This window comes from Dietzia sp. NPDC055877 (genome assembly GCF_053615975.1).
Genome location: NZ_JBSHCV010000005.1, coordinates 87,662 through 110,210 on the forward strand (window position 1 = coordinate 87,662; position 22,549 = coordinate 110,210).

The 22,549-nt window shown below is 70.1% G+C and carries 19 protein-coding genes and 1 tRNA gene; 15 read left to right on the forward strand and 5 right to left on the reverse strand.

Annotation, left to right across the window (positions count from 1 at the left end; all coding sequences use genetic code 11):
* The first annotated feature begins 308 nt into the window (after positions 1–308).
* From hemW to ACWGLC_RS08110, 10 genes are all read left to right on the forward strand, one after another.
* Positions 309–1,511: a radical SAM family heme chaperone HemW gene (hemW, locus tag ACWGLC_RS08065; protein ID WP_452099508.1), complete on the forward strand. Its 1,203-nt coding sequence runs from the start codon at positions 309–311 to the stop codon at positions 1,509–1,511.
* A gap of 114 nt (positions 1,512–1,625) precedes the next feature.
* A complete protein-coding gene (gene hrcA / locus ACWGLC_RS08070; RefSeq protein WP_230929559.1) occupies positions 1,626–2,666 on the forward strand; it encodes a heat-inducible transcriptional repressor HrcA in 1,041 nt (346 codons plus the stop codon).
* An 83-nt stretch (positions 2,667–2,749) separates the two neighbouring features.
* The gene (gene dnaJ / locus ACWGLC_RS08075) at positions 2,750–3,910 is read left to right on the forward strand and encodes a molecular chaperone DnaJ (protein WP_452099400.1); all 1,161 of its coding nucleotides are present in this window, start codon (positions 2,750–2,752) and stop codon (positions 3,908–3,910) included.
* A 6-nt stretch (positions 3,911–3,916) separates the two neighbouring features.
* Entirely contained in the window at positions 3,917–4,729 is an 813-nt protein-coding gene (locus ACWGLC_RS08080; RefSeq protein WP_452099401.1) for a 16S rRNA (uracil(1498)-N(3))-methyltransferase, read from the forward strand.
* A gap of 65 nt (positions 4,730–4,794) precedes the next feature.
* A complete protein-coding gene (locus ACWGLC_RS08085; RefSeq protein WP_230929604.1) occupies positions 4,795–5,778 on the forward strand; it encodes a PhoH family protein in 984 nt (327 codons plus the stop codon).
* Complete coding sequence (gene ybeY, locus ACWGLC_RS08090) at positions 5,775–6,257, forward strand: rRNA maturation RNase YbeY (RefSeq protein ID WP_230929556.1); 483 nt, start codon at positions 5,775–5,777, stop codon at positions 6,255–6,257. Before ACWGLC_RS08085 ends, ybeY begins: the two co-directional genes overlap by 4 nt.
* 3 nt (positions 6,258–6,260) lie before the next feature.
* Positions 6,261–7,577, forward strand: coding sequence for a hemolysin family protein (locus tag ACWGLC_RS08095; RefSeq protein WP_295651032.1), 1,317 nt, complete (start codon positions 6,261–6,263; stop codon positions 7,575–7,577).
* On the forward strand, positions 7,574–8,482 hold the full coding sequence (era, locus tag ACWGLC_RS08100) for a GTPase Era (RefSeq protein WP_452099402.1): 909 nt from the start codon (positions 7,574–7,576) through the stop codon (positions 8,480–8,482). The genes ACWGLC_RS08095 and era overlap by 4 nt, the downstream gene beginning before the upstream one ends.
* An 80-nt stretch (positions 8,483–8,562) precedes the next feature.
* The gene (gene recO / locus ACWGLC_RS08105) at positions 8,563–9,378 is read left to right on the forward strand and encodes a DNA repair protein RecO (RefSeq protein WP_452099403.1); all 816 of its coding nucleotides are present in this window, start codon (positions 8,563–8,565) and stop codon (positions 9,376–9,378) included.
* A complete protein-coding gene (locus ACWGLC_RS08110) occupies positions 9,353–10,192 on the forward strand; it encodes an isoprenyl transferase (protein WP_452099405.1) in 840 nt (279 codons plus the stop codon). Before recO ends, ACWGLC_RS08110 begins: the two co-directional genes overlap by 26 nt.
* Before the next feature lie 68 nt (positions 10,193–10,260).
* Here ACWGLC_RS08110 and ACWGLC_RS08115 read toward each other — a convergent pair whose 3' ends face one another.
* Together ACWGLC_RS08115 and ACWGLC_RS08120 are read right to left on the reverse strand one after the other, a co-directional pair.
* Positions 10,261–10,674 (reverse strand): Fur family transcriptional regulator, encoded by a 414-nt coding sequence (locus tag ACWGLC_RS08115; RefSeq protein WP_452099406.1) that lies wholly within the window; start codon positions 10,672–10,674, stop codon positions 10,261–10,263.
* A gap of 5 nt (positions 10,675–10,679) precedes the next feature.
* Positions 10,680–11,051, reverse strand: a complete 372-nt coding sequence (locus tag ACWGLC_RS08120; protein ID WP_452099407.1) for an ArsR/SmtB family transcription factor — start codon at positions 11,049–11,051, stop codon at positions 10,680–10,682.
* A 189-nt stretch (positions 11,052–11,240) separates the two neighbouring features.
* Here ACWGLC_RS08120 and ACWGLC_RS08125 point away from each other — a divergent pair, with 189 nt between their 5' ends.
* Genes ACWGLC_RS08125 through ACWGLC_RS08135 form a run of 3 tightly spaced genes read left to right on the forward strand, consistent with a single transcriptional unit; the run spans position 11,241 to position 14,581 of the window.
* On the forward strand, positions 11,241–12,635 hold the full coding sequence (locus ACWGLC_RS08125; protein WP_452099408.1) for a glycine--tRNA ligase: 1,395 nt from the start codon (positions 11,241–11,243) through the stop codon (positions 12,633–12,635).
* A 55-nt stretch (positions 12,636–12,690) separates the two neighbouring features.
* Complete coding sequence (locus tag ACWGLC_RS08130; protein WP_452099509.1) at positions 12,691–13,308, forward strand: YdcF family protein; 618 nt, start codon at positions 12,691–12,693, stop codon at positions 13,306–13,308.
* A gap of 10 nt (positions 13,309–13,318) precedes the next feature.
* A complete protein-coding gene (locus ACWGLC_RS08135; RefSeq protein WP_452099409.1) occupies positions 13,319–14,581 on the forward strand; it encodes a deoxyguanosinetriphosphate triphosphohydrolase in 1,263 nt (420 codons plus the stop codon).
* A 21-nt stretch (positions 14,582–14,602) separates the two neighbouring features.
* On the opposite strand, the gene ACWGLC_RS08140 is transcribed toward ACWGLC_RS08135, so the two are convergent.
* From ACWGLC_RS08140 to ACWGLC_RS08150, 3 genes are all read right to left on the reverse strand, one after another.
* Positions 14,603–16,801, reverse strand: a complete 2,199-nt coding sequence (locus ACWGLC_RS08140; RefSeq protein WP_452099410.1) for an FUSC family protein — start codon at positions 16,799–16,801, stop codon at positions 14,603–14,605.
* Positions 16,802–16,878: 77 nt separating this feature from the next.
* Positions 16,879–18,216: a serine hydrolase domain-containing protein gene (locus ACWGLC_RS08145; RefSeq protein WP_452099411.1), complete on the reverse strand. Its 1,338-nt coding sequence runs from the start codon at positions 18,214–18,216 to the stop codon at positions 16,879–16,881.
* Between the two features lie 2 nt (positions 18,217–18,218).
* Positions 18,219–20,267 carry a TPM domain-containing protein gene (locus ACWGLC_RS08150; protein ID WP_452099412.1) on the reverse strand — a complete coding sequence of 683 codons (2,049 nt, stop codon included), beginning with the start codon at positions 20,265–20,267 and terminating at the stop codon, positions 18,219–18,221.
* Positions 20,268–20,334: 67 nt separating this feature from the next.
* On the opposite strand from ACWGLC_RS08150, the gene dnaG reads away from it, so the two are divergent.
* Both dnaG and ACWGLC_RS08160 read left to right on the forward strand, forming a co-directional pair.
* The gene (gene dnaG, locus ACWGLC_RS08155) at positions 20,335–22,335 is read left to right on the forward strand and encodes a DNA primase (RefSeq protein ID WP_452099413.1); all 2,001 of its coding nucleotides are present in this window, start codon (positions 20,335–20,337) and stop codon (positions 22,333–22,335) included.
* An 80-nt stretch (positions 22,336–22,415) separates the two neighbouring features.
* A tRNA-Asn gene (locus ACWGLC_RS08160) sits at positions 22,416–22,488 on the forward strand.
* Positions 22,489–22,549: the final 61 nt, after the last annotated feature.

Genomic DNA, 22,549 nt, shown 5'->3' on the forward strand with positions numbered 1-22,549 from the left:
GTGTCCGAGTCCAAGCCGGTGGCGCAGAAGCCCGCGCCCGCGGCCACGCCTGTCGCGCAGAAGCCCGCCGCCGGGACCAAGCCCGCCGCCGAGACACCAGGTCGGCCCGCACCCGCGGTCGCGGAGTCCGCGTCGAAGTCGGTTGCTCCCGCCACTCCCCCCGCACAGAAGCCGACCGGTTCCAAGCCGACCGGCGCGGCACCGGCCGCGGCCTCGTCGTCTGTGGCGCCCTCCGCGACGCCGGCCCGCCCCGAGGCTCGAGGTGAGACCGGCTCGACCCCCGACACCGGTCAGGCGTGACCGCCGGCGTGGACCCGGCGGGACTCGCGCTCGCCCCACCTGAACGCGATCCCGCCTCGCCGTTCGGGATCTACCTTCACGTCCCGTTCTGCTCGACGCGGTGTGGCTACTGCGATTTCAACACCTACACCGCGGGCGAACTGGGCTCCGCCACCTCGCCCGTCGACTGGGAGAGGGCCGCGGCCATCGAGATCGAACGGGCAGCCGACGTGCTCGCCCGCTCGGGCACCGCGCCGAAGGTGGACACGGTATTCGTGGGCGGTGGCACCCCCTCCCTCGTCGGGGCCGACGTCCTGGTGGGTCTGCTCGACCGCATCGATTCCGCGTTCGGCCTGGCCCCCGGCGCCGAGGTCACCACGGAGAGCAACCCCGAGTCCACCTCGCCAGAGTTCTTCACCACACTGCGCGAGGGTGGATTCACCCGCATCTCGCTGGGCATGCAATCGACCTCTGCACGCGTGCTGCAGATCCTCGACCGCGCGCACACCCCGGGGCGCCCACTGGAGGCCGTCGCCGAGGCCGTCCGGGCGGGGTTCGAGCACGTCAACCTCGACGTCATCTACGGGACGCCCGGAGAACGCGAGGACGATCTGGCGCGCACTCTCGATGCGGTGGTCGATGCCGGCGTGGACCACGTCTCCGCCTACTCGCTCATCGTCGAGGACGGTACGGCCCTCGCACGACGAATCCGTCGCGGCGAGCTGCCGAATACGGTCGACGACGTCCTGGCCGACCGGTACGAGCAGGTGAGCGAGCGACTGTCGCGCGCCGGCTTCCGCTGGTACGAGGTCTCCAACTTCGCGACGGGCGAATCCGGATACTGCCGCCACAACCTGGGCTACTGGCGTGGTGGCGACTGGTGGGGCGTCGGGCCGGGAGCCCACTCCCACGTGGCCGGCGCGCGCTGGTGGAACCTCAAGCACCCCGCCCGGTACGCGGCCGCCTGCGATGCCGGCGATCTCCCCGTCGACGGCGGCGAGAGGCTCACCGACGAGGACCGTCACATCGAACTGATCATGACCGCGCTCCGACTGGCCGAGGGGCTCGGGGACGAGGCGTTCACGGCCGAGGAGCGGGCACGCGCGGGCGAGCAGGTCGCGGCCGGCCTGCTGCGGCGGCGCGGGACCGATCACCCGGGCGGGCCCGGCTTCGCGCTCACCGAGGCGGGCAGACTGTTGGCTGACGGAGTCGTCCGCGACATCCTCCTCTGAGGAGAACACGCCCGGGCTCGCCTAGAATCGGGCCCATGCAGCGGGTGAATCGGGCCCGTGCCGCGGGCGAGGTCGTAGACACACAGCACCGGAGAACTGGAAGGAGGGCGGTCCATGTCGAGCGCATCAGACCGTAGGACCGACGTTCTGCGGGCCATCGTCTCGGACTACATCGCCTGCCACGAACCGGTCGGCTCCAAGGCGCTCGTCGACCGGCACGCACTGGGAGTTTCCAGCGCGACCATCCGCAACGACATGGCGGTGCTGGAGGCGGAGGGGTTCATCGTGCAGCCCCACACGAGCTCGGGGCGCGTGCCCACGGAGAAGGGCTACCGCCACTTCGTCGACTCGATCGAGGAGATCACGCCGCTCTCGCGAGCCGAGCGCAAGGCCATCCGGGCCTTCCTCGAAGGCGCGCTCGACCTGGACGACGTGCTCCGGCGGGCGGTTCGGCTGCTGTCGCAGCTCACCCGCCAGGTCGCGGTGGTCCAGTACCCGGTCCTCGACCGCTCGACCGTGCGGCATCTCGAGGTCGTGAGTCTGACCCCCACGCGGCTGCTGCTGGTCCTCATCACCGACACCGGCCGCGTCGACCAGCGAACCGTCGAGCTCGCGGCCCCGCATACCGAGGAGCACCTCGCCGAGATCCGGACCCTGCTCTCCGAGGCCGTGGCCGACAAGCGTCTCGCGGACGCCTCCGCGGCACTCACGGCCACGGGGGAGCAGGCCCGGCCGGCGTACCGCGACGCGGTGGAGCGTTGCGTCACCGTGCTCGTGGACACGCTCGTCGAGCACCCGGACGACCGGATCGTGCTGGGCGGCACCGCCAACCTCACGCGGAGCGCCGCCGACTTCGACGGCTCCCTGCGATCGGTGCTGGAGGCGCTGGAGGAGCAGGTCGTGATCCTGCGTCTGCTCACCGCCGCCCAGGCCGTGGGCGCGGGCGGGCCGGGCGGCGTCACCGTGCAGATCGGCGCCGAGACCCAATCTGCCGAGATCCGCGGCGCGTCGGTGGTCTCCTCGCAGTACGGCGCGGAGGGCCACGCGTTCGGCGGCATGGGGGTGCTGGGACCCACCCGGATGGATTATCCGGGAACAATCGCCTCGGTCGCCGCTGTTGCCCACTACGTGGGCGAGATCCTCGGCGGGCGCTGACCCCCGTACTCTCTTCCAGGAGCCGCGGCGTCGAGCAGGCGGCACCACGAGCACGAACAGTCTTCTTGAACGAAAGGTCAGACGTGTCACGCGACTACTACGGGACCCTCGGGGTCGATAGGGGCGCCTCGGAGACCGAGATCAAGCGCGCCTACCGCAAGCTCGCCCGCGAGCTCCACCCTGACGTCAACCCGTCGGACGAGGCGCGTGAGCGGTTCAGCGAGATCACCGCGATCTACGAGGTCCTCACCGACCCGGAGAAGCGACGCATCGTCGACATGGGCGGGGATCCGCTCGACTCCGGCGGCGGCGGTGGCGGTTACGGCAGCGGATTCGGCGGTGGCTTCGGTGGCGGCCTCGGCGACGTTTTCGAGGCCTTCTTCGGTGGTGCCGGAGGCGGAGGCGGCGGCCGGGGCCCGCGCAGCCGGGTCCAGCCCGGTTCGGACGCGCTCATCCGGGTGAACCTGACCCTGGACGAGTGCGCGACAGGCGTTACCAAGGAGATCAAGGTCGACACGGCGGTGCTGTGCGAGACCTGTCACGGCAAGGGCTCGGCCTCCGATGCGCCGCCCGCCACCTGCGGCATGTGCCAGGGCCAGGGCGAGATCCAGTCCGTGCAGCGCTCGCTGCTGGGCAACATCATGACCAGCCGCCCCTGCCCGACGTGCGCCGGGACCGGCGAGATCATCACCGATCCGTGTGGTGACTGCACCGGTCAGGGCCGCGTCCGCAAGCGTCGCACCGTGTCCGCCAAGATCCCCGCCGGTGTCGGCGGCGGCATGCGGATCCGGCTGTCCGGCCAGGGCGAGGTGGGCCCCGGCGGCGGGCCCGCCGGGGACCTGTACATCGAGGTCAACGAGCGCACGCACCCGGTGTTCGTACGCGACGGCGAGGACCTGCACTGCACCGTGCGGGTCCCGGTGGTCGACGCGATGCTCGGCGGCACCGTGGAGCTCGAGACCGTCATCGGTGACCCGATCGAGATCGAGATCCCGGCCGGCACCCAGCCCGGCCACACCGTCACCCTCACCGACCGCGGCATGCCGCGCGTCCGAGGTGGAGGTGCAGGCGACCTCACCGTGCACATGGAGGTCGTGGTGCCCGAGAAGCTCGACCGCAAGCGCCGCGACCTCGTCGAGCAGTTGCGTCGCCTGGACGGCGATTCGGCCGAGGTCGTCAGCGAGGACACCGCCCGCCGCGGCGGTCTGTTCTCCCGCCTGCGCGACGCGGTCGCCGGGCACTGACGCCCTGTGACCCCGTCGCTGTTCCGGGTGGAGGCCGTCCCGGCCGTGGGTGAGACCGTCGTGCTCGACGGCCCCGAGGGGCGTCACGCCGGTAGCGCGCTGCGGCTCCGCCCGGGGGAACCGATCCGCGTCGGTGACGGCCGTGGGGCCGTGGCCGACTGTGTGGTGACGACGACGAGCCCGGGCGTCGTCGAAGCCGAGGTCGGCACCCGGACGGACGTCCCGCGCCCCGTCCCGGAGGTCACGGTTGTCCAGGCCCTGCCCAAATCGGAACGCTCCGAACTGGCGGTGGAGCTGGCGACCGAGGCCGGCGCCGACCGGATCGTTCCCTGGCAGGCCGAGCGCTGCGTGAGTCGCTGGGCCGGCGCCAAGGTGGGTAAGGGCCGCACCAAGTGGGCGAACGCCGCGCGGGCCGCCGCCAAACAGTCGCGGCGGGCCCACGAGCCCGAGATCGGTGAGCTGCTCGACTCGGCAGCCCTGGCCCGGCTCGTCGCCGAGGAGGCGGCCGCCGGAACACGCGTGCTGATCCTGCACGAGGAGGGGGCCGTGCCGTTCGCGGACGCGGTGACCGCCCCGACTCCCGGGGCCCACGGGCGGCCGATGAACGTCCTCGTCGTCGTCGGGCCCGAGGGCGGCGTCTCCGACGCCGAGCTGGAGGCACTGACCGGCGCCGGCGCACGCCCCGTCGTACTGGGACCGGAGGTCCTGCGCACCTCCACCGCCGCGGCCGTCGCGTTGGGGGCGCTCGGCGTTCTCACCCCGAGGTGGGCCGGTGCGGGTACTACACTCGGGGCAACCGCACCACACCACGGGAAGTGATCCACGTAAGCACCCCAGACAGCGATACCGTCCGCACGGCGGTCCAGCTCGACCCCGACCTGGCGATGGCGGTGCTCGGCGCCGCCGACACCAACCTCCGCACCCTCGAGGAACTTCTCGACGCCGACCTGCACGTCCGGGGCGGCACCATGACCGTCTCCGGCCATCCGGAGGCGGTCGACACCGCCTCCCGCGTCGTGTCGGACCTGCTGCGCCAGGCCCGCAAGGGCGTGGAGATCACCCCCGCCTCTGTGCGTCGATCGGTCGAGATCCTCGCCGGGTCCGGTCCGCTGACCGCCGAGGAAGTGCTGGGCACCGACGTGCTCTCGCGCCGCGGCGGGATGATCCGGCCCAAGACGCTCGGCCAGAAGCGGTACGTCGATGCGATCGACGAGCACACCATCTCCTTCGGGCTCGGCCCCGCCGGCACCGGTAAGACCTATCTCGCCATGGCCAAGGCCGTCGCCGCGTTGCGCGCCAAGGAGGTCAGCCGCATCATCCTCACGCGGCCCGCGGTGGAGGCGGGGGAGCGGCTCGGCTACCTGCCGGGCACGCTGCACGAGAAGATCGACCCGTACCTGCGGCCGCTGTTCGACTCGCTGCACGACATGATGGACCCCGAGACAATCCCCAAGCTCATGGCGGCCGGCGTGATCGAGGTGGCGCCGCTGGCGTACATGCGCGGGCGCACGCTCAACGACTCGTTCATCGTGCTGGACGAGGCCCAGAACACCACGCCCGAGCAGATGAAGATGTTCCTCACGCGCCTGGGCTTCGGGTCCAAGATCGTCGTGACGGGCGACATCACCCAGATCGACCTGCCCGGCGGGCAGCGCTCCGGCCTGAAGGTGGTGCGCGAGATCCTCTCCGGGGTCGAGGGCATCCACTTCTCGGAGCTCACCTCGAAGGACGTGGTCCGGCACGCGTTGGTGGGCCGGATCGTGGACGCCTATGCCAAGCACGAAGCCCGCCTCGAACGGGGCCAGAACGAGACCCGGTCACACCGGAACACCGAGCCGCACAGGAACAGGGAGCAGCGCCGCCGATGAGTATCGAGGTCGCCAACGAGTCGGGTGTGGAGGTCGACGAGGCAGAGCTCGTCGACGTGGCCGCGTTCGTGATCGCCCGGATGGACGTCCACCCGGCCGCCGAGTTGTCCATCACGCTCGTCGACAAGGACACCATGGCCGATCTCCACGTGACGTGGATGAACCTGCCCGGGCCGACCGACGTGATGAGCTTCCCGATGGACGAGCTCACCCCCGGCGGACGCCCGGACCTGCCCGAGCCGGGGCCCGCCATGCTCGGCGACATCGTGCTGTGCCCGGCGTTCGCCGCCGACCAGGCCGCCAGCTCCGGGCATCCGCTCGCGCACGAGCTGGCGCTGCTCACGGTCCACGGCTGCCTGCACCTGCTCGGTTATGACCACGCGGAGCCTGCGGAGGAGCGGGAGATGTTCGGGCTGCAGAACGAGCTCCTGGCCGAGTGGTACGACCATCGGGACGAACGCCCGGCGGGGGACGCCTGAGTCGTGGACGAGACGATCCTCGCGGCGGTCGGCGCCGTCCTGCTCATCCTCACCGCCGGTCTGTTCTCCGCTCTCGACGCCGCACTGAGCACCGTGTCGGTGGCGCGCGTGGAGGAGATGGCCAAGGAGGGCCGGTACGGGGCGGCGCGGTTGTCCACGATGCTGAAGCAGCGGCCCCGCTACATCAACGTGGCGGTGCTGGTCCACGTGCTGAGCCTGGTGGCGACCGCCGTGCTGTTCACCGTGGTGTTCAATGACGTCATCGACTCGGCGGCGTGGGCACTGGTGACCGCCGCGGCCGTGACCACGGTCGCGGCCTATGTGGTGGCCGGGGTCGGGCCGCGCACGCTCGGCCGCCAGCACGCCTACTCGATCGCACTGGGCTCGGCCGTACCCATGACGGTGGTGGGGATCGTCCTCGGGCCGGTCGCCCGGTTGCTGGTCGGCGTGGGTAACGCCGTCACCCCGGGTGGCGGCTTCCGCAACGGCCCGTTCGCCACAGAGATCGAGCTGCTCGAGATCGTGGACATGGCGCGGGAGCGCGGGGTAGTCGCGGATGACGAATCCCGCATGATCCAGTCCGTCTTCGAACTCGGCGACACCACGGCGCGGGAGGTCATGACGCCGCGCACGGAGATGGTGTGGATCGAGTCCGACAAGACCGTCGGCCAGGCCGCGCGCCTGACGGTCAAGTCCGGCTACTCGCGGATCCCGGTCGTGGACACCGAGAACTCCGACGACGTGGTGGGCGTGGTGTACCTGCGCGACATCGTGGCGCGCCTCGACGACCCGGACGGCCGGGCGGCACCGGTCGCCGAGGTCATGCGGCCGGCGGTGTTCGTGCCCGACGCCAAGCGGATCGACGACCTGCTCTCGGAGATGCAGCGCGACCACAACCACCTGGCGATCCTCGTCGACGAGTACGGCGGGACCGCCGGCCTGGTGTCCATCGAGGACATCCTCGAGGAGATCGTCGGCGAGATCGTCGACGAGTACGACACCACCGAGGTGCCTCCTGTAGAGGAGATCGGGGCCGGCCGGTACCGGCTGTCTGCGCGGCTGGGCCTGGACGAGGTGGCCGACCTGTTCGACATCGAGTTCCCGGGCGAGGTCACCGAGGAGGTCGAGACCCTCGGAGGGTTGCTCGCCCTGGAGCTCGGGCGCGTCCCGCTGCCGGGCGCACGCGTGGTCTCCACGGGACTCGACCTGCGCGCCGAGGGCGGGCACGACCGGCGGGGACGCGTGAAAGTGGTGACCGTGGTGGCCGAGCGCGCCGCCGTGGAGAAGACCGGTAGTGACGACGACGAGGAGAACAGATGAGCACGCCCGAGGGGTTCCGCAGTGGGTTCGTCAGTTTCGTCGGACGTCCCAACACCGGTAAATCGACGCTGACCAACGCGCTGGTGGGGGAGAAGATCGCGATCACCTCGTCGCGCCCCCAGACCACCCGTCACGCGATCCGCGGCATCGTGCACCGGGAGAACGCCCAGATCATCCTCGTGGACACCCCCGGCCTGCACCGGCCCCGCACCCTGCTGGGCGAGCGACTCAACGCGTTGGTGGAGGAGACCTTCTCCGACGTCGACCTGATCGGGATGTGCTTCCCCGCCGGTGAGCGGATCGGCCCCGGCGACAAGTGGATCCTCGAGCAGGTCCGCGCCCTGTGCCCCACGACGCCGGTGATGGGCCTGGTGACCAAGATCGACTCGGTCTCCAAGCAGAAGGTCATGGAGCAGCTCGTCGCCGTGTCGAAGTTCCTGGGCCCCGAGGCCGAGGTGGTCCCCGTGTCGGCGGTCTCGGGAGAGCAGGTCGACGTGGTGGCCGAGGTCATCGCCTCATTGCTGCCGGAGGGGCCGCAGTTCTATCCCGACGACATCATCACCGAGGAATCCGACGAGTCCCGGATGGCCGAGCTCATCCGTGAGGCGGCGCTCGAGGGCGTGCGTGACGAACTGCCACACTCGATCGCGGTGACCATCGAAGAGGTCCTGCCGCACGAGGGCCGCGACGACATGGTGGACGTGCACGCGACCGTGTACGTCGAGCGCCAGAGCCAGAAGGCGATCGTCCTGGGCCCGAAGGGCGCCCGCATGCGCGACGTCGGCACGCAGGCCCGCGCCGGGATCGAGAAGCTACTGGGCACCAGGGTCTATCTGGATCTGCACGTCAAGGTGCTCAAGGAGTGGCAGCGCGATCCCAAGATGTTGGGGCGGCTCGGCTTCTAGGCTCCGGCCGCCGCCAGTGGGATGATGAACCTTCGCGCGGACGCCGAGTGCCGCCACACCGATGCCGAGAGGAGACCGGGATGCATCCCTTCACCGACACCGGTCTCGTCGTGCGTACCTACGACCTCGGTGAGGCCGACCGGATCGTCACGCTGCTGACCGAGCAGCACGGACTGGTCCGCGCGGTCGCCCGGGCGGTGCGCCGCACCCGCTCACGCATGGGCGCGAGCCTCGAGCCGTTCGCCGTGGTGGAGGTGCAGATCGCGCCCGGCCGTGGCCGGAGTGGGCTGGGGACGGTCCGCCAGGCCTCGAGCCGGGAGTCCCTGGCCCGCCCGCTCGTGGGCGACTATCCCTCGTACACCTCCGGGTGCGTGGTCCTGGAGACCGCGGAACGACTCGCAGGCGAGGACGGGGCTCCGACCCCGCGGCTGCTCGGCCTCGCCGTCGGCGCCCTGCGCTCCCTCGCGGAGCAGCGACGTTCCCCGGGGCTGGTCGCCGACGCCTTCCTTCTGCGTGCCATGTCCGCCTCCGGCTGGGAGCCGGTCCTGGACTGCTGCGTGCGCTGCGGCGTGGTGGGGCCGCACCGGGCGTTCCACGTGCCCTCCGGCGGCACTGTGTGCGTGCACTGCCGGCCACAGGGTTGTGCGATGCTCTCGCCCGGCGTCGCCGAGCATCTCGCGGCGCTGATGGCCGGGCAGTGGGAGACCGTCGCGGTGTCCTCGCCCGCCGTCGTCCGGCAGGCCTCGGGGATCGCCGCGGCCCACCTCCAGTGGCATCTGGAGCGTGACCTGCGCAGCCTGCCCCTCGTCGACCGCGGCGTGGGACACCCCACGCCGCACGCGATCGCCCGTGACCACAGGGAGGAGTCCAGTGCCCGGACTGCCCAGATTTCGTAAGCGCTCCGCCACGGCGGGCACCACGGCGGCGGTCGCGGGGGGGCGCGCGGCCGTCCGGCCACCGACGCCGCACCCGTCCGGGGCCACGCCTCCCGCGATCCCCGCGGAGTTCGTGCCCGGCCACGTCGCGCTGGTCATGGACGGGAACGGTCGCTGGGCCCAGGAGCGCGGACTGCCACGCACCGAAGGGCACAAGCGGGGCGAGGCCGTCCTCATGGACGTGGTCCAGGGATGCATCGAGATGGGGGTCCCGTACCTGTCCGCGTACGCCTTCTCCACCGAGAACTGGAAGCGCAGTCCCGAGGAGGTGCGCTTCCTCATGGGCTTCAACCGGGACGTGCTCCGGCGGCGCCGCGACGAGATGAACGCGCTCGGGGTGCGGGTCCGCTGGGCGGGACGACGCCCCCGACTGTGGAAGTCGGTCATCTCGGAACTCGAGGAGGCCGAGGAGCTAACCCGGGACAACACGGTGATGACGCTGGCGATGTGCGTCAACTACGGCGGTCGCGCCGAGATCGTCGACGCCGCGCAGGCCTTCGCCCGACGGGTGGCGGCCGGTGAGATCTCGCCCGACGACCTCTCCGAGGACGACTTCGCGCAGTACCTGGACGAGCCGGACATGCCCGATGTGGACCTGTTCCTGCGGCCGTCCGGCGAGCTGCGCACGTCGAACTTCCTGCTCTGGCAGAGCGCGTACGCCGAGTTCGTCTTCCAGGACACCCTGTTCCCGGACTTCGACCGGCGTGACCTGTGGGCCGCGTGCCTGGAGTACGCCGAGCGCGACCGGCGCTTCGGGGGCGTCACCCCGCCCTGAGGCCCCGGCCGGCGTCGTCGCCCGGTGGTCGGCCCGGGTCGATCACGCCAGGCCCGGGCCGAACCGGGTCAACCGGCCCGGTCGGCGCACTCGGCGCAGAGGCCGAACAGTTCCACGGAGTGGGTGACGTCGGTGAACCCGTGGGCGAGGCCTGCGCTGCGCGCCCACATCTCGACCTTGGGCTCCTCGACCTCGACAGTGAAGCCGCATTCCCGGCACACCAGATGATGGTGGTGCGAGTCCGAGCACTTTCGGAAGATCAGTTCGCCGGAGTCGGTGCGCAGCACGTCCACGGCGCCGGCATCGGCCATCGACTGCAACGTCCGGTACACAGTGGTCAGGCCGATTGCGTCGCCCTTGTCGCGCAGCTCCGCATGCAGGTCCTGGGCGGACCGGAAGCCCTTGGACTCATCGAGCAGGGCGGAGATCGCGCTGCGCTGCCTCGTGGAACGCACACCGATCGGTTTGTCGGGGGTGGTCACTGAGATCATCCTTCCCCGGCGTGGTCGACCGCCGCCTCGACGATACTCAGCAGGTGCTCGTCGAGCAGTTCGTAGCGCATCTCGCGGCCCTGCCGATGCGAGGAGACCACTCCGGAGGACTTGAGCACCTTCAGGTGCTGACTCACGAGCGGTTGGGTCACCCCCAGCGCGTCCACGAGTTCGTGCACGCAGCGGGGGCCGTCCTTCAGTTGGAGCACGATCGCGATCCGCAGTGGCGCGGACAGGGCCCGGAGCAGATCCCCCGCCGCCGACATCACCGGTGCGGGCGGGAGCGGCACCGGGGCGGCGTGGAGCCCGGACTCGTGCACGTCCGTGACCGGCTCTCCGCCGGCCGTCCGCTGTGATCCGGGGGCCATCGTCTCCACTTTCCGGACTGGGCGACCGGCAGGTCGCAGCCGATGTCGTTTCGGGCAGGGGACCCCAGTATCCCAGACCCGGAGTCCGTACCGGATACCCTGGTGACAAGTGCCCGGGCGCCGGCCCGTGCCGAGGTGATCCACCCCGACACCTCCGCCAACCGACTCACCAAAGGGAGAACCCCCGACGTGGCAGCCTCAGCTTCCGTCATCGACACCGTCGTCAACCTCTGCAAGCGCCGGGGACTGGTGTACCAGAGCGGCGAGATCTACGGCGGTACCCGCTCGGCCTGGGACTACGGTCCGCTCGGTGCGGAGCTCAAGGAGAACATCAAGCGTCAGTGGTGGCGGACCTTCGTCACCGCGCGCGAGGACGTGGTGGGCCTGGACTCCTCGATCATCCTGCCGCGCAGGGTGTGGGAGGCCTCCGGTCACGTCGAGACGTTCACCGACCCGCTGGTCGAGTGCATGTCCTGCCACACCCGCCTGCGTCATGACCACCTGCAGGAGGCCTACGCGGCCAAGAAGAAGCTGGACGACCCGGCAGATGCCCCGATGTCCGAGATCGCGTGTCCGAACTGTGGCACCAAGGGCAAGTGGACCGATCCGCAGCTCTTCTCCGGCCTTGTCAAGACCTACCTCGGCCCGGTGGACAACGAGGAGGGCCTGCACTACCTCCGTCCGGAAACCGCCCAGGGGATCTTCGTCAACTACAAGAACGTCATGACCACGGCGCGCCGGAAGCCGCCGTTCGGCATCGGCCAGATCGGCAAGGCGTTCCGGAACGAGATCACCCCCGGCAACTTCATCTTCCGCACCCGCGAGTTCGAGCAGATGGAAATCGAGTTCTTCACCAGGCCCGACGAGGCCCCGGAGTGGTTCGACCGTTGGGTCGAGGACTGCTGGAGCTGGTTCGTGGATCTGGGGATCGACCCGGACAACCTGCGTCGCTTCGACGTGCCGCAGGACGAGCGCGCCCATTACTCGGCCCGCACGATCGACTTCGAGTACAAGTTCGGCTTCCAGGGCAACGAGTGGGGCGAGCTCATGGGCATCGCCAACCGCACGGACTACGACCTGTCGCAGCACCAGAAGCACTCGGGCGAGGACCTGCAGTACTTCGACCAGGCGACCGGCGAGAAGTACATCCCGTACGTCATCGAGCCCAGCTTCGGCCTGACCCGCTCGCTGATGGCGTTCCTGGTGGACGCCTACACCGAGGACGAGGCGCCCAACGCCAAGGGCGGCGTCGACACCCGGACCGTTCTCAAGCTCGACCGTCGCCTGTCGCCCTTCAAGGCCGCGGTGCTACCGCTGTCGCGTAACGCCGACCTGTCGCCCAAGGCGCGGGATCTGGCGGCGCAGCTGCGCAAGAACTGGAACGTGGACTTCGACGACGCGCAGGCCATCGGCCGCCGCTACCGTCGCCACGACGAGATCGGCACCCCGTTCTGTATCACCGTGGACTTCGACACGCTCGAGGACCAGGCCGTGACCATCCGCGAGCGGGACACCATGGCGCAGGAGCGTGTCGCGATCGACCAGGTGGAGGGCTACCTCGCCCAGCGCCTCATCGGGTGCTGATGCCGGTTCCTGGCACACTGGTCGGGTGAGTAGAACCCGGTCCCCACGCAGCGCGGTGACCAGGGCCCTCGGATGGGTCGTGGTCATCGCGCTGCTGTCGTGCCTGATCATTCCCGGTTTCATCGCGTTCCGCGTCTGGTATGTGGCGCGCATAGACGACCGGACGCCGGCCGATGCGATCGTCGTGCTGGGTGCCGCGCAGTACAACGGCATCCCCACGCCTGTCTTCCAGGCGAGGCTGGAGCACGCGGCCACGCTCTTCGACGAGGGGGTGGCGCCGCAGATCATCACGGTCGGCGGTAGTCAGCCGGGTGACCTGTACACGGAGGCCGGATCGGGGCGCTCCTACCTGACCCAGCTGGGCGTCCCACCCGAGGCGATCCTCGCCGTGGAGACCGGGACCAACACCGTCGGAAGCCTGGAGGCCGTCGCCCGGACGGTCCGGGACCAGGGCGGCGAATCGGTGGTCCTGGTCAGTGACCCCACCCACTCATATCGTTCGCGGATGATGGCGCACGACGTGGGTCTCGACGCCTGGACCTCGCCGACGCGTCACGGTCCCGCGGTGTGGACCAGGGAGAACCAGATCATGAGCATCATCCGGGAGACCGGGGCGGTGCTCTGGTATCAGTACCAGCGGCTCGCCGGGAGCAACGTGGACTTCCCCGACTAGGAGTGACGGCATGACGGGATACGCCTACAGCGAGGCGGACGCGGAACGCCGTGTCGACGAGCACCCTGGCCGGGCCCGGCCCTCGGCCAGTGAGCGCAGCCCCTTCGAACGGGATCGCGCGCGTGTCCTGCATTCGGCCGCGTTGCGGCGGCTGGCGGACAAGACGCAGGTCGTCGGGCCGGGCGACGGGGACACCCCGCGGACCCGCCTCACCCACTCGCTCGAGGTCGCGCAGATCTCCCGCAGCATCGCCGCTGGCCTGGGCTGCGATCCCGACCTCGCGGACCTGGCGGGGCTGAGCCACGACATCGGCCATCCGCCGTACGGGCACAACGGCGAACGGGCCCTGGACGAGGTGGCGCGCGGTTGTGGCGGCTACGAGGGCAACGCGCAGACCATCCGGATCCTGTCGCGTCTGGAACCCAAGGTGGTCGACGACCGCGGCACCGGGGTGGGGCTCAACCTCACCCGCGCGGCGCTGGACGCGGCGACCAAGTACCCGTGGTTGCCCCGCGAGGGCACCACCAAGTTCGGGGCCTACGCCGAGGACGCCGAGATACTGGAATGGATCCGGCAGGGAGCACCCGGTGACACCCGGTCGCTGGAGGCCCAGATCATGGATTTCTCCGACGACGTGGCCTACTCGGTCCACGATGTGGAGGACGCGATCGTCGCCGGACGGTTGGATTTGCGTTCGCTGTCCGACGCCTCGGAGGTCGCCGCGCTCGCGGAGATGGGGGCCACGGAGTTCCGCGGCCCCGACGCCGATCAGTTGGAGCAGGCCGCCGAGCGACTCGGCGCGCTGGAGGTGGTCCAGGTCGTCCAGCCCTTCGACGAGAGTTTCCGGGGCATGGTGGCGCTCAAGGCGCTGACCAGCGAGCTGGTGGGACGCTTCGTCATGCCGGCCATCCACGCCACCCGTGAGGTGCACGGCGCGGTGCCGCACGGCCGGTACAGCGCGGATCTGGAGGTACCGGTGGAGGTCGAGGCCGAGGTGGTGATGCTCAAGACGATGGCCGTGCGCTACGTGATGAGCGACCCGGGCCACCGGGTCCGGCAGGACCGCCAACGCGACCGTATCCATCGGGTGGCCGAGTACCTGGCCCACTCCGGTCACGCGGCGCTCGACCCCGTGCTGCGACCGCTGTGGGATGCCGCCGGGGACGACGCCGCGCGGGTGCGGGTCATCGTCGACCAGATCGCGCTGTACACCGAGAGCAGACTCGAACGGATCGACCGGGCCAGCGCCGGCATTCAGGCGGCGTGGGGCTGACCGTCATCCGGCATGCGCCAGCTACTGGGCGTGTGTGCGTTCCCGTCGGAAGCGTCGGTCCTCTGACGGTTCGAGGACCTCGCTGAGTCGGCGCATCACCCAGGTGAAACGGGCGAGTGCGATCAATGCGGCTCTGACCGTGGGATCCTCGACGTCGGGTGAAAGCTCCTCCGCAGACTCGGCGGATGTAGTCGTCGGTGCGGTGCCCGGGTCGGAGACGTCGGGTGGATGGTCGATCTGGCGTCGCGCCTTCGCTGCGGCCTCCCGCGCACCGTCGACCGCATCCCGGATCAGGTCGTGGTGCCGTGCCAACCCCGCAGCCCCAGTCGGGGCGGTGGCGGTACTCATGACGACCTGGGCGAAACGCACGGCCGACCGCGACGAGTAGGCCATGAGGATGCGCGCGGACTCGACGCGTTCGTGTCCGATGACGAGGAACGCCGCGGACATCGCCGAGATGGTCTGGTCGACCTCGGACTGCGCCGACTCCACCGCGTGGACCTTGCCCAGCAACGTGCCGCATTCGGCGTGTGACTCGCCGAGCGCGGCCCCCTCCTGCAGCAGTTCATCTACCGCGTTGACGTACGCGTTGATATTGGCGACGAGTGCTGGCCGTGAGGTCGTGGACAGCAGCATGTAGGCGCAGAGTACCCCGCAGGCACAGCCGGCAATGGTCTCCTCGAGTCGCACTTCCAGAAGGTGGCCGTGCAGTACTCCGAGCAGGTCGTACACGGCCACGAGCATGGTTGTGACGAAGAACGCGGCGAACATGTAGTTGAGCGGTGCGAAGTAGATCATCCCCATGACGCACAGCAGGCAGATCGCGAGAAGGACACCGCTGACGTCGTGGGCGAGGAAGGTCAGGGCGATGCCCGAGGCCAGTCCGAGCACGGTTCCCAGAAGCCGACGGTAGGCACGGGTGAGGATGCCACTGCGGGTCGTCGTGCTGAGGAATACCACGAAGGCGGTCAATACCGCCCAGTACCACCTGGTGGCGGAGATTGCCTCGCCCACCACGGAGGCGAGAGCGGTGGCGGTCATGGCCTGGATCGCGAGCCGGCTCGTGGGGTTCCAGTCGCGCCACCGTGTCCACCGTGGGTGTGGAACACCATGCCCGGAGCGGGGTGCTGTCGTAGAGGCTGGCGACAAGGCGTCCAGCGGAGTGGCTATGACAGACGAGACCGGGCTCGTTGCGGAGTTCCCGTGGGGGGCGCTCCTGGGGTGTAGCCCCACTTCTTTCAGGCGCGCGTGGGCGAGTACGCACTCGGCGAGCCGGTAGGTGCGGAGGTCGGCGTGTTTCGCGCTCGCCTGCTCACGGGAATCGACCCCGTCGACCACAGAGTGCGCCCAACGCTGAGCCTGTTCGAGCCTTGTGGCGGGGGTGCGCTCGTCGAGGGTGACGAGCACGTTGTCGAGTGCCGTCTCGAGGTCTCCGGCGCCAGAGCTTCGATCCGGCTGGCGGTCTTGGTAGGGGTCGCCCGTCCCGACGGGGCTGAGCCCGCCGCTGTGGCCGAAAGTCAGCTGGTGACAGGCCTCCTCGGCGTGCACGCAAGCGTCCAGGACACGTAGGGCGAGGGCGTCGGCATCCCAGTTCGTGAACGCATCGGTACGGAAGTTCTTCTGCCAGTCTGTGATTGCCCGCCAAATCGTGTCGACTCGGTCGAGACGGGTCGCGAGCGCGTGCGCGTGCGCTGGCGCTACGGCCGATTCGAGGGCAGCAGCGGTGGCCACGCGCAGTTCGCGGAACATCACCCCGAGTTCGCGCTCGGGGTGCCGCCCGAGCCACATGATCAGCTTCATGACGAACTGCATCCCCGCGGCGCCCGCCGCGATCAGGCAGAACGCAGGTAGGTCCTTCGGGCTGGGGTGTATGAACAGGGTAAAAAAATATGCGAAGAACGCGAGGGTGCCCACCGCGGTGGCCCGTGCCCCGAATCGCCTGACCCACACGGTGATACCGGAGATCAAGACGAACACGGTGAGCATGATGATGCGCTGTGAGTGCAGGGCCGTGGCCAGAAGTGGCACGAGGATAAGGGTGGGTATTAGTAGCCCGGTGGTCAGTACGCGGGCCGATGCGGTCGAATCCTTGACGAAGAGCCCGGACATCAGGGACAGGAACACCGACATGGACAGCAGACCACTGTCGGCGTCGAGAACGTGGATGACGCCGTAGCCCCACAGCACACTCAGAAGGACCCCGGTGGTGACGGAGAGCATCTTTCGGAGTCGTTCCCGCGCGGGATCCCGAGCGCCGAGGGAGCGGAGGGCCCGGGTGATCACACCGGAGGGCGCCGTCATCCAACCGCCCGGGTCAGATCGCTGACGAGACGGTCCACCTCGAGCGAATCCATGGTGGCGCCGGGGGTGAATCCGGTTCGCACGACCACGAGGTCGGCCGAGGGGACCACCACCACGTACTGCCCGTCATGCCCGGAGGCCCAGTACGCGTCCTCCGGCATATCCATCCGCGGTGGCGTCCCGTCTCCGGCGACGTTCACCCACCACTGGGCGCCGTACCGCTCTGTTTCACCCTCGGCCGGGACGACGGTCGTCGAGTACTCCATCCAGCCCTCGGGCAGCAACCTGTCGCCGTTCACCACGCCGTCGTCCAGCGCGAACTGGCCGAAGCGGGCGAAATCCCTGGGCGTGGCCCACAGGTATGAGCTGCAGACGGAGTGGCCGGAGGCGTCGGCCTCGAGCACGGCGCTGCGCATCCCCAGGGGCCGGAAGAGCAGTTCCTCGGCCATCCTGGGACCCATGCCCGTGCGTTCGTGCAGGAGGTCGCAGATCAGGTTGGTGGTACCGGAAGAGTATTGGCGGTAGGTGCCCGGTTCGTGGGCGAGCGGCTGTGAGGCGGCGAACGCGGCCATGTCGGGCGCGTCGAAGAGCATCTGGGTGATGGGGGTGCCGAGGTCGTATTCCTCGTCCCATTCCAGGCCCGAGGTCATGCGCATCAGGTCGTCCAGCGAGATCTGTGCGCGCTCGTCGGTCCATTCGGGGCGCAGCCCGGTCCCGTCCGGGTCGAGGTCGGCGTCCGGGTGCTCGAGTCGGGCGCGTCCGACGAGTGTGGAGGCCACACTCTTGCCCATGGACCAGCCGAGCTGCCGGGTGTCGGCGTCGAACCCGTCCGCGTACCGCTCGCCGATGATCCGGCCGTCGTGGACCACCACGAGACCCCGCGTTCCCTCCTGCGCGGCGGCCTCGTCGAGTGCGGTCTCGACGTCGGCCCGGGACTCCTCGCCCACGGGGAGATCGATACCCTCGGGGCCCGGTGCGACGAGCTCCGGGGGAGGTGCGGACTGCTGCGATCCGGCGACACGGTCACCGAGTGCGCATCCGTACTCCGAGACGTACGCCGTCTGCCGGAATGCCACGCCCAGGACCGAGACGGCGGCCGTGCCCTCCTCCTCGTCGACATCGGTCCGCAGGTACGGCACCAACGGGTTGGGAGGCAGGTCCGTCTCCGGGTCGGCGCGCCCGGTGAGGAAGGTGACGGCGCACGCGTTGTGCGCGGCGTACCCGGTGCCGGTGCGCAGCATCGGTCGGTAGATGGATCCGACGACGACGAGAGCAGCCGCGACCACCACGATCACGACCAGAAGCGAAAGCAGAGCGATGCGTCGGCGCGTCATCGTCAGAATCGCCCGCCCGCGCCACCGAAGCCGCCGCCTCCGCCGCCACCGAACCCACCGCCGCCGAACCCGCCACCGAAGCCACCGCGGCTTCGGCCGAAGCTCGATCCGCCGCCGCGCGCCATGCCCTGGATCAGGGCGCCGGCGATCATCCCGCCGACCATCGCGCCGGTGTTGGATCCGCCGCGACCCCCTCGAGGGCCGCGGCCGTACGGTCCGCTGCCGTACTGGGGGCGGGAGGCGTCGGACTGCGCCAGGCGGAGTGCCTCCCGGGCCAGTGACAGTGCGCGATCGGCGGCGGGGAACGCGGCCGGGCCCGCGGTCGCCTCGGCCGTGGCCAGGGCGTCCTTGGCCCCGGCGAGCCGGGTGCGTGCGGCCTGTCCGATCACGGCCGATCGGCTACCGATGAAGTCGTCGGCCTCGCGGACGGCGCCCCGGGCGCGGGTGTGCGCGGCCTGGCGGGCGGCGCGGGCGCGACCGGCGGCCTCGGCCTCGTGGCCTGCGGCGGCCAAGGCCTCGTCGAGGTTCCGGTCCACGTCGATGAGCCGGGAGAAGTTGCCCAGCGGGTCCGACTGGCCCTGCGCGCGCGCCTGATCAGCCGCCGCCCGCGCTGTCGTCGCGACCGTCGAGAGAGTGCGGCTGGTGGCATCGCTGACATCGGTGGAGGCCAGCAGACGGCCGGCGATCGCCAGCTCCTCGTCGACCTCGGCGATCAGTGCGGGCAGGTCCCGGCGCGCGGTGACGATGTCGTCGGCCGCGTGGTCCACGCCGTCGACGAGCTTCTCGGCTTGCGTCAGCTCGCCCTCGGCGGTGGTGATGGCGTCCACTGCCTCGGCCTGCTCGCCCACCGGGCGGGCCAGCGCCTCGCGGGCGCGGGCGGTATCGGCATCGGCCGCGTCGAGCATCTGTTCGGCCAACGACAGGTTGTCGGTGATCGAGGACAGGACCGTCGGCGGGAACTGCTGCCGCAGGCTCTCCATCGACTTCTCGGCCTCGGGGATCCGGGCACGCAGGCTGATCGCCCGTCGGGTGAGGGCGTCGACCGAGGCGGCGCCGTTGATGAGAAGGTCACGCATGTCGGAGAACGCCTTGGCCTGACCCTCGAGTCCTCGCTCCGCGCGTTCGGCGCGGGCGGCCACCTCGAGCAGCATGCTCCTGCGCTGGTCGGGGGTCTCGGGGATGTCGTCGTCGAGGCGCTGGATCAACGCGTGCGCCGCGTTGACCTCGGCGTGGGCGGTGTCCAGGGCCGAGCGGAACGGCCGGGTCCGCAGCTCGCCGAACTCCCCGGCCGCCGTCTTCAGTGCCGTCGCGGACGCCTCCACCGCCTGGTCCGCGTCGACGAGGCCTGCGCGGGCGCGGGCGTCGAGCACCTCCACGGGCAGGGCGGACATCCTGGCCGTGTCGTCGCCGGCGATGTCGCGGGCGTCCTCGATCTGCCTGGCGGTCTTCGCGGCGCGGCGTCGGCGGCTGAACAGCACCAGTCCCACCACGAGCGCGATGATCACGGCGATCCCGATCAGCATCGCCACGGGGGAGACCTCGGACCCGGATCCCTGCCGCTCCAGTCCGTCGGCGGTGCCGATCGCCGCGCCGGCCCAGTCCCGGACCGCCAGGTGCGGTTCGATGTCTTGTGCAGCGATCTGGTCGGTGGCCCGGGCGTCGAGAGCGCCGTACTCGAACCAGTAAGCGCGTTCGTCGACCGCCACCACGAGCATCGCGTCCCTCGTTCCGAACTGCGAGAGCCGGTGGGTCTGCTCGGCCCATGTCTGCGGGCGCATGCCGTCGAAGGTGTCCACATAGGCCACCCAGAGCTTGATGGAGTCCGTCGATTGCAGCTCCGAGATCCGGGTCTCGACCTCTCCTGTACGGGCACCCAGGACGCCTGCGGAATCAGTGACCCGTTGCTGGAGTCGCAATGGCTGGTCGGCCATGGCGCCCGGCGCGGCCCAGAGCATCGAGGTCGCGAGAAACGCGACGACCAGCGCCAGTGCCGCGGTGAACCGGGTCCGGCGCGTCCCGATGGCGGCCGGCGAGGGGAGGGTGACGATCATGGGCCCAGCGTATCGGCCCGGCATCGGCGGCAGGCGCGGTCCGGCACGGGCCGCTACTCTGGGCGTCATGGCAGGGCGGATTCCGGAGCAGGACATCGCCGCGATCCGCGAGCGCACCCGTATCGAGGAGATCGTCGGCGAGTACGTCGCGCTCAAACCAGGCGGCGCGGACTCGATGAAGGGCCTGTCGCCGTTCAAGGATGAGAAAACCCCGTCGTTCCACGTACGCCCGCAGCACGGTTACTTCCACTGCTTCTCCACCGGCGAGGGCGGGGATGTCTTCGCCTTCCTCATGAAGATGGAGCACATCGGGTTCGTCGAGGCCGTCGAGCAGCTGGCGGACAGGATCGGCTACCGCATCACCTACGAGGGCGGCGGGCAGGTGGTCCAGCGTGATCGCGGGACGCGCTCCCGGCTCGCGCTGGCCAACGCGGCGGCCCAGAAGTTCTATGCCGAGCGCCTGCGGGAGGACGCGGAGGCGCAGATCGCGCGGGACTTCCTCACCGAGCGCGGCTTCGACATGGGTCAGGCCGAGCACTTCGGGTGCGGGTACGCACCGGCGGGCTGGGACACCATGAGCAAGCACCTCATGCGCCAGGGCTTCGAGGCCTCCGAGCTCGAGGCGGCCGGTCTGTCCAAGACCAGCTCGCGTGGCACGCTCATCGACCGCTTCCATCGCCGGCTGTTGTGGCCGATCCGGAACCTGGCGGGCGAGGTGATCGGCTTCGGTGCCCGCAAGCTCTTCGAGGACGACAAGCTGGGCAAGTACATGAACACGCCCGAGACGATGCTGTACAAGAAGTCGCAGGTGCTGTTCGGACTGGACCTGGCCAAGCGTGACATCGCCTCGCAGCGCCGGGCCGTGGTGGTCGAGGGCTATACGGATGTCATGGCCATGCACGCGGCCGGGGTCACCACGGCGGTGGCCGCGTGTGGCACCGCGTTCGGCGAGGATCATCTGTCGACGCTGCGACGGCTGATGCTGGACGACAATTACTTCCGCGGCGAGATCGTCTACACCTTCGACGGCGACGAGGCCGGCAAGAAGGCGGCACTGCGCGCGTTCGCCGGCGACCAGCAGTTCTCGGGCCGCACATTCGTCGCGGTGGCCCCGCCGGGCCAGGATCCGTGCGACATCCGCCAGAACCGCGGGGACGCGGCGGTGCGTGACCTGGTCTCCTCGCGGGTGCCGATGTTCGAGTTCGCGATCCGTTCGATGCTCGAGGAGCATGATCTCGACCACGCCGAGGGGCGCGTGGAGGCGTTGCGCCGCACGGTGCCGGTGGTGGCCGACATCCGCGATTCGTCGCTGCGGGACGAGTACGCGCGCCAGCTCGCCGGCTGGGTGGGATGGGACGATCCGTCGCTGGTCGTGCGGCGGGTCCGCGAGGAGTCGCGCAAGAAGGGGCGCTCCCGTCCGTCGGGCCCGGGCGGACGCCGCCGCGCGCCGGGTGGCCCCGGTGGGGGCGCCCGGCCCGGCTGGGATCGTGCGGGGGGTGAGAAGCGGGGGTACGACGACGAGACGGCGGCAGATGCGCAGCGGTCACCCGAGGCCCGGCCCGGTGTCCCGCTGCCCGCTCCTGCGGATCCGGTGCTCTGGCCGCAACGCGAGGCGATCAAGGCGGCCCTGCAGTACCCGGGTCTGGCGGGTCCGTTGTTCGACTCGTTGCCGCAGGAGTGCTACACGCATCCGGCGTATTCTGCGATCGCCGGAGCGCTCGCCGGGGCCGGGGGGTGTGTGGCCGGCAAGAGCGGCGCGAACTGGGTCAGCGAGGTCTCCGGGGGACTGAAGGACGAGGGGCTGAGTCGTCTGGTCGGCGCGCTGGCGGTGGAGACACTGCGCGCATCCGAGGAGGCGATGCCCCGTTACATCTCGGGCGTGCTGGCGCGGCTGCAGGAGGTGTGGGTGTCCGGGCAGATCGCGGATCTCAAGTCCCGGGTGCAGCGGATGAGCCCCGCCGAGGACCCGGAGGGTTACTCCGCGCTGTTCGGAGATCTGGTGGCCCTGGAGGAATACCGACGTGGCCTGCTGGAGCAGGCGGTCGGGGCCACTCCGGACATTGCCTGACCAGGCGATTTGGTTCGTCACGGCGGGCGCACTAAGGTAAGTTCTCGGTATCCGGCACGAGCGCCGGAAGCCGCAGACAATCCCCCATAGCTCAATTGGCAGAGCATTCGACTGTTAATCGAAGGGTTATTGGTTCGAGTCCAATTGGGGGAGCACCAGACCAGGCCAGAGGCGATCCGCCCTGGCCTGGTCCGCATTTCGATATTGATGGTCG